Here is a 12,938-nt window from a genome sequence, read left to right as displayed (position 1 = left end):
AGGTCGTCCCGCTGTCGTCCCGCCTCAGTCGGCGTCGTCCCGCTGGGCCGCCCGCGGTGGCTGGGACCACGGGGACGCGCCGGCGGTACGCCGGGGCAGCGGCTCGGTGGGCGTCTCGTCCGGGTAGCCGAGGCTGAGCGGGGCGGTGTCCCGGTCGTCCGAGCGGGTCGGGTTGCCGAAGTCGGTCAACGCGAAGGTCGGCTCCTCCGTCCCCGGTCCGGTCGCCGGGACGGGGGTGGGGGCGGGCCTCGGCCAGCGCCGCCAACGCTGCCCGCTGAACACGGCCACCAGCAGTGCGACGCCGATCAGGAAGAGCGTGCCGTTGCGCACCGGCAGCAGCAGCGGCAGCGGGTCGCCGAACACCTTCCAACCGTCCGGAAGTCGGTCGCGTACGTCGAACGGCGCGACGAGCATGCCCACGTACGGGGCGACCAGCAGCAGGCCGGCGACGAGTGGCCCGAGCGGCGAGACGCGCAGCATGCCGACCAGCCCGAACAGGAGGCCGGCGACACCGAGGTACACCGCCGGCTCGATCAGGTTCGCCGTGTTGAACGTACCCAACTCCACCCAGCGGTCGATCGTGCGGCCTGACCCGTCCTGACCGAGGGCGACCAGCACCCAGGTGACCGGTGCCACCACCAGACCGGCGAGGAAGCTCCAGAGATGTCGCATCCGCGCACCGTACCGTCTTCGTCATGACCGAGCACCCCACCGCCGCGCCCCCGGGCAAGGCGACCTCGTACTCCCGGGTCACCCTGAGCCGCATCATGACCGCCGTGGACGTCAACCTCTACGGCACCGTCCACGGCGGTGTCCTGATGAAGTTCGTCGACGACGTGGCCGGGGCGGCGGCGGCCCGGCACAGCGGCGGCACGGCGGTCACCGCCGCGATCGACGAGATCGTCTTCGCCGAACCGGTCCGGGTGGGCGACCTGGTGCACGCCCATGCCCAGGTCAACTGGACCGGACACAGCTCGATGGAGGTGGGCGTCCGGGTCGTCGCCGAACGGTGGGACTCGGCGGAGGACGAGCCGGTCCCCGTCGCCACCGCCTACCTGGTCTTCGTCGCGGTCGACGTGGGTGGCGCGCCGCGTCCGGTCCGCCCGGTGCTGCCCGAGACCCCGGAGGACGAACGCCGGTTCCGGGAGGCGGAGATCCGCCGGGCGCACCGGCTGGCCCGCCGCCGCGCCATCCAGGCCCACCGGGCCGGCTGACCACCGGCTGGCCCGTCGCCGCGCCATCCAGGCCCATCGGGCCGGCTGACCACCGCCGAGGGCTGTGGGAGCGTCCGGCTCGCGCGGGACCTGGCCGGGGCGAACACCGTCCGGGATCCCGCGCGGCGGCCCCTCAGCCCCGGTTCGGTTCGAGTCGCCCGCCCGACCCGAGCCGCGCGCCGCTCTCCGGGACGTGTGCGGGAGACCACGGTTGGTTCGCCGGTCCGCTGTCGGCCCAGGTGGCGGGCGACGACGGACCGCGGTGGGCGGGGACGCCGGCCGGGTCGGCTCCGGGTCGGTCCGCGCCGGTGGTCGGAGCGGCCGTCATCCGGGCCAGCAGCACCGGTAGCCCGATCACCGGCACCAGCCAGAGCGCGACGTACAACCGGTCGCCCTGCGAGGAGACGGGGTGGGCGGCCTGGGTGGCCAGGCCGGTGGCGGCCACCCCGAGGGTCACCCAGGCCATCGCCCGGTCCCGGCGGAACAGCGCCCAGGCACCCAGGGCCAGCCCGAGCAGGAGCCACGGGGTACGCAACTCCGTCTGGAACCAGCGCGGCCAGAAGGCCAGGTTGAGGTCGATCAGCCGATGCCAGGGGTCGGGGACGTCCGGCCGGGTGAAATGGTCGGTGAAGGTGTCCTGGAGGGTCTCGTTCGCGCCGGACAGGCGCAGGACCTTGGCCATGACCATGATGCCGGCGGCCGCGAGGGCACCGATCCCCACCAGCGCCCAGGTGCCGGCGTGCCGGACCGACCGGACGGTGACCAGGGCGAGCAGCCCGGCGGCGGCGAGACTCGCCGCGATCAGAAGGAAGGTGGAGAAACGGATCGCGATACCGGCCGCCAGTGCGGCGGTCAGCAGCGCCGCACCGGCCACCAACCGTCGGCGTAACAGCCAGTTGGCCCCGAGCAGCGTCGCCATGGTGAAGGCCAGCACCGCTCCCTCGGTGAGCGGGTACGAGCCCCACCAGCCGATCGGCGAGCCGTAGTAGAGCACCTGACCGGCGATCGCCAGCCCGGGCGGGACCCCCAGCTCGCGCAGCAGGCGGACGGTGATCAGCCCGCCCAGCGCGGTGAAGAGCACGGAGGTGGTGGCCAGTCCGAGATTCACCCCGAACAGCGCCACCAGCGGAGCGACGAGCGCCGCGTACCCCTTCCGGTCGGCGAAGATCGCCTCGTACCGGGGGGTGTTCGGGGTCAGGCCGTCCGGGTACTTCCCGACGCACTCGCGGGTCGCCTCGGCGATCCGGGGCGGGTCGTTCATGGTCATCGGGTCGACCGCCGCCCGGCGTGCGTTCCAGCGGGCCTGCTCGCCACAGAACGCGGTGAGCGCCTTGCGCTGTGCCTCCGCCGGTGAGTCACCGAGGAGGATCAGGCTGGCCTGGGCGTACCGATAGGAGTCGTTGACCGGGTTGACCGCGGGCTTGAAGACCATCCAGAGGCCGAGGAACGCCAGGGCGACGAGAACCGGCACCAGCCAGCCGCGCCGTTCCCCGATGCGGCCCCGACTCGACTCCGATGCCATACGGACTCCCTCCTGCGCCGGTGTCGTCCGGCGTTCGTGACCCGGCGGATCGTACCGGCCGGGTGACGGCCCGCCGTCCACCTGGGACGCTCGGACGCCGTCAGCCCACATGTCGGACAGCCGGGAAGTATGGACCGGCCACGCCCCGTCCGCGACACTCGGTACGGACAATGACGTCGCGGGGTAGGGCAAGATGGCGTCAGGGCCCATGTCACGGTGTCGTGCGGGCGGCAGGGAGGTTGCGCAGTGGGTGACGTGCTCTGGACGCCGCCGGCGGACGTGCTCGAGCGGTCGCGGATCGGTGACTACCTGCGCTGGCTGCGGGCGCACCGGGGGTTGGAGTTCACCGACTACGCCGAGCTGTGGCAGTGGTCGGTCACCGACCTGTCGGCGTTCTGGGGCTCGGTCTGGGACTACTTCCAGGTGATCGCCCACGCTCCGGCCACCGATGTGTTGGCCGACGCCACCATGCCGGGGGCACGGTGGTTCCCCGGCGCCACCCTCAACTACGCCGAGCACGTGCTGCGGATGCCCGGCCTGGCCGACGACGACCCGGTCGTGATCGCGCACGGGCAGACCCGCGCCCCGGAGACGCTGACCGCCGCCGACCTGCGCGAGCAGGTCCGCCGGGTGGCGGCCGGGCTGCGCCGGCTCGGCGTCGGCACCGGCGACCGGGTGGCCGCGTACGCCCCGAACATCCCCGAGACGTTCGTGCTGATGCTCGCCACCACCAGCCTCGGCGCGGTCTTCTCCTCCTGCGCGCCCGAGTTCGGCACCCGCAGCGTCACCGACCGCTGGCAGCAGATCGAGCCGACGGTGCTGGTCGCCGTGGACGGCTACCGGTACGGCGACAAGCCGGTCGACCGGCGGGGTGAGGTGGCCGCCATCCGGGCCGCCCTGCCGTCGCTGCGGCACACCGTCGCGATCCCGTACCTCGACCCGGCCGGTCCGCCACCGGAGGGGGCGATCGGCTGGGCCGAGCTGGCCGCCGACACCGACGAGCCGCTGACCTTCACCCCGGTGGCCTTCGACCATCCGCTGTACGTGCTCTACTCCTCCGGCACCACCGGTCTGCCCAAACCGATCGTGCACGGCCACGGCGGCATCCTGCTGGAACACCTCAAGATGCTCGCCCTGCACCACGACCTCGGTCCGGGCGACCGGTTCTTCTGGTTCACCACCACCGGCTGGATGATGTGGAACTTCCTCGTCTCCGGTCCGGCGGTCGGCGCGACGATCGTGCTCTTCGACGGCAACCCGGGTCACCCGGATCTCGGCGCGCTGTGGCGGCTGGCCGCCGAGACCGGCATGACGTACCTCGGCACCTCGCCGCCGTTCCTGCTGGCCTGCCGCAAGGCCGGTCTGGTGCCGAAGGAGATCGCCGACCTCTCCGCGCTGCGCGGGCTCGGCTCCACCGGCGCGCCGCTGCCCCCCGAGGGCTTCACCTGGGTGTACGAGGCCGTCGGCGACACCTTCCAACTCCAGTCGCTCTCCGGCGGCACGGACGTCTGCACCGGCTTCGTCGGTGGCGTGCCGCTGCTGCCGGTGCACGCGGGGGAGATCGCCTGCCGCGCGCTGGGCACGAAGGTCGAGGCACGGTCGGCCGACGGCACCCCGGTCATCGGCGAGCTGGGCGAGCTGGTCATCACCGCGCCGATGCCGAGCATGCCGGTCGGGTTCTGGAACGACCCGGACGGCCGGCGCTACCGGGAGGCGTACTTCGACTTCTACCCGGGCGTGTGGCGGCACGGCGACTGGATCACCGTCAACTCCCGGGGCGGTTGTGTGATCACCGGCCGCTCGGACGCCACCCTCAACCGGGGCGGGGTCCGGCTCGGCACCGCCGAGTTCTACTCCGTGGTCGAGGGGCTGGACGAGGTCGTCGACTCGGTGGTGGTGCACCTGGAGGACGCCGACGGCGGCCCCGGCGAGCTGCTGCTCTTCGTGGTGCTCGCCGAGGGGCTGGAGCTGGACGACACCCTGCGCAAGAAGGTCGCCCGCGAGCTGCGGACCGCGCTCTCGCCCCGGCACGTGCCCGACGAGATCCACCAGGTGCGGGCGGTGCCGCGCACCCTGTCGGCCAAGAAGCTGGAGGTGCCGGTCAAGAAGATCCTCACCGGTACGCCGGTGGACTCCGCCGCCGCCAAGGGGGCCCTGGCGAACCCGGAGTCGCTGACCGCGTTCGCCGCGTTCGCCCAGCGCCGCGCGAGCGACGAGGACGCGGCCGTCGGCTGAGTCAGCCCGACGCGCTGTTGGACCGTTCCGCCGATAACCCGGTGTCCCGCTGAGCCGACACCGCGAGATCGCCAAACTCGCCGCCGCTGATACTTGTCGCTGCGGTCAGGCCTGGGTCAGGCCGATGGTGGTGGCGAGGCGGGTGACGTCGGCCGGGGTGGGGCCGGCACGCAGGACAGCGGTGAGCGCGGTGTGGGCAGCGGGTCGGAGTCGGATCTCGGCGGGGGCGCGCTCGACCTTGTCGATCCAGCTCTTGGATCGGCCGATCCGGTCGGCGAGGACCTGTTGGCTCATGCCCCGGCGTACCCGCAACTGTGCTACCCGCCGCCCGATCGGCAGCTCCCGGTGACCGTCCTGGCGGCCCTGCGCGCTCACCGCCGGACCGCCCGGCGCAGAACCTCTGTGGAGTGCCCGCAGCGCGGGCACCACCGGGACTTGACCCGGAACGTGAAGAGTCCGATCAGGAACCCCAGCACCAACGCGCCGAGCACCATCAACGAGACCCCGAGCACGTGCTTCGGGCCAGATCCGGGAAGCGAGTGTCACCTGTGGCAGTTGCGAGGTTCGGCGTGCGGTCGCTGTCGGGTGCGACCTGCGAGAGAGACGCATAGCGCACTCGGGCGTGGATGTCGGGTTGCGGGCGCGCGGCAGTACTCTGCTGCATGGGGCCACTCCTGCATGAAGTTGGTTCCGTGGGCCCTCGCGCTGACCTGCTCTCGCCAAAGAATCCGGTCGGCGCGGGGGCTTTTCCTTGCAGGACTAACCATGATGGATTGTCTGCAGACAATCAAGCACTCTGCTGTCACTTCTTCTTTGGGTTGTCTTCCTTCCCGGCCGGCAGGACGTACACCAGCTCGTACGCCTCGGCGTCGAGCACCATCACCGACACCTCGACACAGCGGTCGCCCGCATAGGTGTACCTCGTGATCTCGAAGATCAAGCTGCCTTCCCGGCGGAGACCCAGCCCTTCCTGGCCCTCCACCCCGTCGATCTCCTCGGGCGTGGGCGCGCGGCTGATGACCCGCTCCACGAACTGCGTCGGCCCGAAACCCTGCTCGGCAAGTCGGGCGAACGTGCCGCCGGGTCCGGTGTCCGTGTGCTCGATGCGCGTGCCACGGGTCAGGTCTGTCGGAAGATAAGCGGTGGCGAGCTGGACCGAGCGTCGATTCCGTACGTACCGCCGATACCTTGACAACACCACCTCGCCAGGCCGCACCCCGAGAGCGTCGGCTACCTGCGGCGGCGGCACGACATCGCCCACCGTGACATCTACCACCTGTGGTGGATTCTCGGTGTCGTGCGCCTGGATCGACAGCCCACGCCCCCACTGCTCCTGCGACAACCGGCCTGGCGAGGTTCGAGGGATGCGGCCCGCCCGCACGTAGCTGCCGGAGCCCCGGCGCGACTCGATCAGTCCTTCGGCGCGCAGGCGGTCGATCGCCTTCTCCGCGACACCGCGTGCCACGCCCTCTTCGCTGGCGGCGAACTCCCGAAGCGTGGGCAGTTTCGCGCCGGCCCCGTAGCCTTCGACGCCCTCCCTGATCCTGCGCCTGAGTTCGGCGGCGAAGGTTTCGGCGCTGTGCTTCGTCTTCGGGTCGCTCGCGTCGTCCATCGGATCTCCAACTGTCGCCTGACGGAAGGCTACTTGCGGCCTGGTCGCGACACCGTCGCCCACGGCGGGAACCGTGAATGGCCGACCTGTGGCCCGAAAGCGTCCCGGCGTCAGGCCAGGGAGCGGGTGACCTTCTCCGACGCCGCGCGGGAGTCGAGGCGGGTCGGGTCGAGGTTGCCGCAGAGCACCACGCTCGCCCCCACGCTCAGCGGGGCGAGCAGCCAGTCCACCGGGTCCGGGTGCCGGGCCGCGTCGACCAGCACGCGGTCACCGGGGGCGAGGCCGAGTTCGCCGGCGCGTTTCGCCGCGCGGGCCACCAGGTCGGCACCTCCGCCCGGGTACGGGGAGAAGTGGTCCCCATGGACGCGGACCTCGACCACGTAGTCGGCGAAGCCGGCCGGCACCTCGCGCAGCGGGAGGGCGAACGGGGCGAGCGCCAGCGCGTAGCGTTCCCCGGCCGACCAGGCGTCCGCCTCGGGCACCCGGTCGGCGGCGGCGAACAGCACGTCCACCGGCCCCGGCCCCTCGGCCACCGTCAATCCGGCCGACCAGCAGCCGAGCAGCACGGCGGCGGTCTGCCAGTGCGGGGGGAGCAACACGCCGGCGGCGCTTCCGGGACCGGCGGCCACGTCGTCGACGAGCAGGTTGGCGGTCTTCGCCACCCAGTTCGCCAATGTCGCGCCGGAGAGTTCGGTGCGCTCACCGGTGGCGTCGTCGTACCAGGTCAGCAGGGGGCGGGTCGGGTCGGCCGCGATCGCGTCGGCGAAGACCCGGGGAATGTCGTCGGCCACGGGCGAACGATACGCCGAGCGTCGTGCCCACTCGATGCCAACTCGAGACAGGTCGAGGGTCGGGTCGCCGTCACCGCACCAGGCGGCGGGCGGCGTAGGCTTGCACCGAGTGTTGTTTGCCACAGAAGCGCCAAGTGTTCTTCCCCACAAAGGAGTTGCCCCGTGACCGCCGGTCGCCCGCCCCGCGTGCTTATCGACGCCACGAGTGTCCCCGCTGATCGTGGGGGCGTCGGAAGATACGTCGATGGCCTGCTCGGCGCCCTCGGCAAGGTCACCGGCTCGGGTGTCGACCTGGCCGTGGTGAGCCTCCGCACCGACCAGGAGCGTTACGCCCGGATGCTGCCCGGTGCCGAGGTCATCCCCGCCCCGGCCGCCGTGGCCCACCGGCCGGCCCGGCTCGCCTGGGAGCAGACCGGCCTGCCGCTGCTGGCCCAGCAGGTCGGCGCGCAGGTGCTGCACTCGCCCTTCTACACCTGCCCGCTGCGGGCCGGCTGCCCGGTCACGGTGACCCTGCACGACGCCACGTTCTTCACCGAGCCGGAGCACTACGACAAGTCCCGGCGCACCTTCTTCCGCAGCGCGATCAAGACGTCGCTGCGGCGCGCCAGCCGGGTGATCGTGCCGAGCAAGGCGACCCGCGACGAGCTGATCCGCCTCCTCGACGCCGACCCGACCCGGATCGACGTGGCGTACCACGGTGTCGACCACTCGGCCTTCCACGCCCCGAGCGACGAGGAGAAGGCCCGCGTCCGCGCCCGGCTCGGCCTCGGCTCCAGCAGCTACGTCGCCTTCCTCGGGGCCAAGGAGCCGCGCAAGAACGTCCCCAACCTGATCCGGGGCTGGGTCCGCGCGGTAGCCGACCGGACCGACCCGCCGGCCCTGGTGGTGGCCGGCGGCCAGGGACACGACGACGACATCGACCGCGCGGTGGCCGAGGCCCCGGCGCACCTGCGCCTGCTCCGCCCCGGCTATCTGCGCTACGCCGACCTGCCCGGCTTCCTCGGCGGGGCGCTGGTCGCCGCCTACCCGTCGTACGGCGAGGGGTTCGGTCTGCCGATCCTGGAGGCGATGGCCTGCGCCGCCCCGGTGCTGACCACGCCCCGGCTCTCCCTGCCCGAGGTGGGCGGCGACGCGGTCGCCTACACCAGCGAGGACCCGGACCAGATCGCCACCGACCTGGCCGCCCTGCTCGACGACGAGTCCCGCCGGCTGGCGTTGGCGAAGGCCGGTTTCGACCGCGCCAAGGAGTTCACCTGGGAGTCCAGCGCCGAGGTGCACATCGCGGCGTGGAGCCGGGCCCGGTCCTGACCGGTCCGTCCGGCCCAGTGACGCGTCCGCGCGGGTGCGTCCGGTGGAACGGACCGGTGAGCCCGGGACGGGAGGCCGCCGGTGCGGCAGGCGTCCGTCCCGTGCTGGTTCGGGCATGATGTGCTGATGCTCTACGCCGTCATTCCGGCGGGAGGCAGCGGCACGAGGTTGTGGCCGCTGTCCCGTGCCGGGCATCCCAAGTTTCTCCACCCGCTCACCGGCTCCACCCGGTCGCTGCTCCAGGCCACCGTGGACCGTCTCGCGCCGCTCACCACACCCGAGCGGACCCTCGTGGTCACCGGGGCGGCGCACGTCGCGGCGGTGGCCCGGCAGCTCACCGGCCTGCCGGAGGAGAACATCCTGGTGGAGCCCTCGCCCCGGGACTCGTGCGCGGCCATCGCGCTCGCCGCCGCCGTGATCGCGGAACGCGACCCGGACGCGGTGATGGGATCGTTCGCGGCGGACCACCTGATCGGGCAGCCGGACCGCTGGGCGGACACGGTCCGCGAGGCGGTCCGTGGCGCGGAGCGGGGCCTGCTCATGACGGTCGGGATCACCCCCACCCGGGCGGAGACCGGCTACGGCTACCTGGAGACCGGCGACCCGGTCGACGGCGGGCCGCTGCGCCCGGTCGCCGAGTTCAAGGAGAAGCCGGAGGCCACGGTCGCCGAGGCGTACCTCCGTTCCGGCCGGCACCTGTGGAACGCGAGCATGTTCGTCTGGCGGGTGGACGTCTTCCTCGCCGAGCTGGCCCGGCAGCAGCCCGCGCTGCACGCCGGGATCACCGCCATCGCCGCCGCCTGGGGCACCCCCGAGCAGGACGACGTGCTCGGCACGGTCTGGCCGACCCTGCCGAAGATCTCCGTCGACTACGCGGTGATGGAGGGCGCGGCCACCGCTGGACGGGTCGCCACCGTTCCCGGCGACTTCGGCTGGAACGACGTCGGCGACTTCCACACCCTCGGCGAGGTGCTTCCGGCCGACGGTCGTGGCAACGTGGTGCTCGGCGGCGAGACCAAGCCCGGAGTGCTGTTGCACGACACCGATGACCTGGTGGTGGTCGCCCAGTCCGGTCGGCTGGTCGCCGCGCTCGGCGTCCGGGACCTGATCGTGGTGGACACCCACGACGCGGTGCTGGTCTGCCCCCGCGACCGGGCCCAGGACGTCAAGAAGCTCGTCGACGAACTCAAGGAGCGGGGCGAAGAAGGCCACGTCTGAGTACGGCCAGCCCCGGTTCGAGCAGCTGGTCGACCCCGCTGAGCCGGGGGGTGGGCAACCGGTCCGGCGGGAACCAGCCCAGCGCCTCGGACTCGTCGCTGACCTGCTCCACCGCGCCGGGCGGGGCGACGACCGCGAACCGGACGTCGTGGTGGAACGAGCCGCCCTGGCAGGGCACCGGGTGGATGTCCACGTCGATCGGGACGGGGTCGATCCGCAGGCCGGCGATGCCGGACTCCTCGGTCGCCTCGCGCAGGGCGGCACCGGCCAGCGTCCGGTCGGTCGGCTCGCAGTGGCCGCCGAGCTGTACCCACTGCTTGAACTTGCCGTGCAGGCAGAACAGCAGCCGCTCGCCGGTGGCGTCGACGATCAGCACGCTCGCGGTGACGTGGCCGGGGCGGTGCGCCCGGGTCACCGCCACCGGCCCGGCGGCGAGCAGCGCCAGCGTACGGTCGCGGGCCTCGGCGGCGGCGGGGCTGGTCGGTTCCCAGCGGGTCAGCACGGCGACGGCGTCGGCGTGCAGGGCGGCGGTGTCGGCAGGGGCGTCGGACATCCGGACACTCTACGAGCACCCGGTCTCTACCCTGGCCGGGTGACACTTGAGCTGCTGGAATTCGTCGTCGCCGGCAACGAGGCGAGCGATCTGCTGCCCGTCCGCTCCGCCGCGCTGCTGCGCCGGTACGGGGCGCGCCGAGGCTTCTGGACCGTGCTGGACGAGGGGCCGGTGGAGGAGTGCCTGGCCCTGCTGCTCGAACGGGAGGACGGCGAGTGGACCGCCGAGCACGTGCGCGCCGACGCCGGGGTGGAGAACCGCCGCACCGAGGGCGGTGAGGCCCTGGCCCACCACGACGGCTGGGTCTACGTCTTCGGCTCGCACTTCGGCTCCAAGGGCGGACCGCTGCGTCCCCGCCGGGCCTTCGTCGCCCGGTTCCGCGAGGACGACGCGGCGGCCGACGGCCCGGTGCCGGTGCGGGTGGTCCGCAACTCGTTCCGGCTGCACCGGGTGCTCAACGACGCGCTCGCCGTCGCCGACCTGGCGACCCTTCCGCCGGGGGAGCAGGTCCGAAACCGTTTCATCGTGGAGACCCTGGCCCGGGGCACCTCCCGGGAGAAGCGTTGGGTGAGCCGGCTGGCCGAGGGGGACCTGCCGCTCAACGTCGAGGGCGCCGCCTTCACCCCGACCGGCTCCGTCCTGCTCGGCCTGCGCTTCCCGGTCACCAGCGACGGCGAACCGATCCTGGTCGAGGTGACCGGGGTGGCGGAGATGTTCGCCGAGCCCCGGGCCTGGCCCCGGGCCGTGCGGGCGTACGCGCTGACCGGGGTGACCCCGCCCGGGGTGCTCACCGGCTTCCGGGCCGTCGCCCCGACCGACGACGGCGGCTACACGGCGATCATCGGCTCCATCGACGCGCTCGGCAAGGGCTCCGTGCTGCTCGACGAACACCCGCACGGCGGTGAGGTGACCTCCCGGCACGTCCGGTTCCGGCTGCCGGTGGAGCCGACCCACCTGGTGCCCGGCGAACTCGTCGCCGACCTCGCCCCGTTCCACCACGTGGAGGGGATCGCCGAGACGGACGGCCGGTGCTTCTACGTCACCGACGAGGACCATCGGGTGGCGCTCTGGCTGCGTGGGTGAACCGCCGGACCCGACCGATCGCGCTGCCCGATGTGCCCGGCCTGGCCGACCGGTGGGGACGGGACGATGATCGGGACGACGGCGGGGCGGCTGCCCGACGGCGTCGCGGCGCGGGGCGTTCCGCCGGTGGTGGCTGCCCGACCGCGCCACGCGGTTGAAGGGCCGGGCGACGTTTCTGCGGACGCGATCGGCCGCAGACCCTCGTGCCGTCGCCCGGCCAGCCACCAGCATGCCGAAGCGGCCACCGGACGTCGATGCCTTTCAGCTCACACTTAAAAGCCGAGATCACGGCCGGTACAGTGCAGACGGTCGCCGGTCGGCAAGCGCTGTCCGGCGCCCACGGGAGCGCTCCGATGCTGACAATCCACTTCTCCCGCGAGGACGTCCTCCGCACCCGGGTGGCACCCTCGGCGGACCCGCTGTGGGAACTGGTCCTCAGCCTGCACCTGTTGCAGCAGCGCCAGGCCGACCCGCTGGTCAACGGCTGGCGACGCGCCGTCGCCGCGCGGCTGCGCCAGGAACAGGACGTCGACCGGCTGCGCCTGCTGCTCACCCTCAACCCGCCGAAGGGCTACTTCCCCGACTTCCTCACCCCGTACCAGAGCGTGGACGGTTTCGAGGCCGGGCTGGACGCGGTCCGGGCCACCTCGCCGGAACTGCTCCGGCGGGACCTCGCCACGCTGGCCGGCGGACGGGAGCTGCCCGCCCGGGCCGCCGCCCTGGCCCGGGGCGAGCCGGAGGCGCTGCACCACCTCGCCGACTCGTTGCAGCGGTACCGGTCGGTGGCGCTGCGCCCGTACTGGAGTCGGATCCAGGCCGCCGTGGAGGCGGACCGTACGCGGCGGGCCCGGGCCATGCTCGACGGCGGCGCGGAGGGGCTGCTGGAGAGCCTGCGGCCGACGATGCGCTGGGAGTCCGGGATTCTGGAGATCCCCGACTACCCGGTGAGCCGAGAGCTGCACCTCGACGGGCGCGGGCTGCTGCTCGTGCCCTCCTTCTTCTGCGCCCGGACCCCGGTGGCCCTGCTCGACCCGACCCGGCCGCCGGTGCTGGTCTACCCGGTGGACCGGCTCGGCGCGCTCGTCCCGGCCGCCGGGCCGGCCGGCGGCGACGACCGGACGGCGCTCGCCGCGCTGCTCGGTCGGACCCGGGCGGCAGTGCTGGAGGCCAGCGAGGACGGGCTCACCACCAGTGAGGTGGCCCGCCGGCTGGACATCTCGCCGGCGGCGGTCAGTCAGCACACCACCGTGCTGCGCAACGCCGGCCTGCTGGTCAGCCACCGGGACCGCAACACCGTCCTGCACACGCTGACGCCGCTCGGCCGCGCCGTCCTCGACGGCTGATCCGCAGAGCCGGGTTGTTGGGGTAGCAGGGGCGGGCGGGCGGCGGCTGCTACCGCCGC

The 12,938-nt window shown here is 73.0% G+C and carries 11 protein-coding genes and 1 pseudogene; 6 read left to right on the top strand and 6 right to left on the bottom strand.

Annotated features, from left to right (window positions below; all coding sequences use genetic code 11):
* Positions 1–24: 24 nt before the first annotated feature.
* The gene (locus tag ACIBJE_RS12270) at positions 25–672 is read right to left on the bottom strand and encodes a hypothetical protein (protein WP_396747053.1); all 648 of its coding nucleotides are present in this window, start codon (positions 670–672) and stop codon (positions 25–27) included.
* A 23-nt stretch (positions 673–695) separates the two neighbouring features.
* Between ACIBJE_RS12270 and ACIBJE_RS12265 the strand changes: the two genes are divergently transcribed.
* Positions 696–1,214 (top strand): acyl-CoA thioesterase, encoded by a 519-nt coding sequence (locus ACIBJE_RS12265; protein ID WP_396747050.1) that lies wholly within the window; start codon positions 696–698, stop codon positions 1,212–1,214.
* Between the two features lie 133 nt (positions 1,215–1,347).
* Here ACIBJE_RS12265 and ACIBJE_RS12260 read toward each other — a convergent pair whose 3' ends face one another.
* Positions 1,348–2,736: a hypothetical protein gene (locus ACIBJE_RS12260; protein WP_396747047.1), complete on the bottom strand. Its 1,389-nt coding sequence runs from the start codon at positions 2,734–2,736 to the stop codon at positions 1,348–1,350.
* Positions 2,737–2,982: 246 nt separating this feature from the next.
* Between ACIBJE_RS12260 and ACIBJE_RS12255 the strand changes: the two genes are divergently transcribed.
* On the top strand, positions 2,983–4,971 hold the full coding sequence (locus ACIBJE_RS12255; protein WP_396747044.1) for an acetoacetate--CoA ligase: 1,989 nt from the start codon (positions 2,983–2,985) through the stop codon (positions 4,969–4,971).
* Between the two features lie 168 nt (positions 4,972–5,139).
* Here ACIBJE_RS12255 and ACIBJE_RS12250 read toward each other — a convergent pair.
* From ACIBJE_RS12250 to ACIBJE_RS12240, 3 genes and pseudogenes are all read right to left on the bottom strand, one after another.
* Positions 5,140–5,346: pseudogene (locus tag ACIBJE_RS12250) on the bottom strand (helix-turn-helix domain-containing protein); the annotation flags it as partial.
* 427 nt (positions 5,347–5,773) lie between these two features.
* Positions 5,774–6,583, bottom strand: a complete 810-nt coding sequence (locus ACIBJE_RS12245) for a GntR family transcriptional regulator (protein WP_396747041.1) — start codon at positions 6,581–6,583, stop codon at positions 5,774–5,776.
* Between the two features lie 110 nt (positions 6,584–6,693).
* A complete protein-coding gene (locus ACIBJE_RS12240) occupies positions 6,694–7,374 on the bottom strand; it encodes a TIGR03089 family protein (protein WP_396747038.1) in 681 nt (226 codons plus the stop codon).
* Positions 7,375–7,536: 162 nt separating this feature from the next.
* Between ACIBJE_RS12240 and ACIBJE_RS12235 the strand changes: the two genes are divergently transcribed.
* Both ACIBJE_RS12235 and ACIBJE_RS12230 read left to right on the top strand, forming a co-directional pair.
* Positions 7,537–8,682, top strand: coding sequence for a glycosyltransferase family 4 protein (locus tag ACIBJE_RS12235; protein ID WP_396747035.1), 1,146 nt, complete (start codon positions 7,537–7,539; stop codon positions 8,680–8,682).
* A 126-nt stretch (positions 8,683–8,808) separates the two neighbouring features.
* A complete protein-coding gene (locus tag ACIBJE_RS12230; RefSeq protein WP_396747032.1) occupies positions 8,809–9,900 on the top strand; it encodes a mannose-1-phosphate guanylyltransferase in 1,092 nt (363 codons plus the stop codon).
* Here ACIBJE_RS12230 and ACIBJE_RS12225 read toward each other — a convergent pair.
* Positions 9,869–10,453, bottom strand: coding sequence for an NUDIX hydrolase (locus ACIBJE_RS12225; protein ID WP_396747029.1), 585 nt, complete (start codon positions 10,451–10,453; stop codon positions 9,869–9,871). The genes ACIBJE_RS12230 and ACIBJE_RS12225 overlap by 32 nt on opposite strands.
* A 39-nt stretch (positions 10,454–10,492) precedes the next feature.
* Between ACIBJE_RS12225 and ACIBJE_RS12220 the strand changes: the two genes are divergently transcribed.
* A complete protein-coding gene (locus ACIBJE_RS12220) occupies positions 10,493–11,536 on the top strand; it encodes a hypothetical protein (RefSeq protein WP_396747026.1) in 1,044 nt (347 codons plus the stop codon).
* Positions 11,537–11,889: 353 nt separating this feature from the next.
* Positions 11,890–12,879, top strand: a complete 990-nt coding sequence (locus tag ACIBJE_RS12215; RefSeq protein ID WP_396747023.1) for an ArsR/SmtB family transcription factor — start codon at positions 11,890–11,892, stop codon at positions 12,877–12,879.
* Positions 12,880–12,938: the final 59 nt, after the last annotated feature.

The sequence above is a fragment of the Micromonospora sp. NPDC050187 genome, from assembly GCF_044459745.1.
Lineage (GTDB): Bacteria > Actinomycetota > Actinomycetes > Mycobacteriales > Micromonosporaceae > Micromonospora.
Note: the sequence above shows the minus strand (reverse complement) of the source record. Positions and strands in the feature narration are given on the sequence as shown.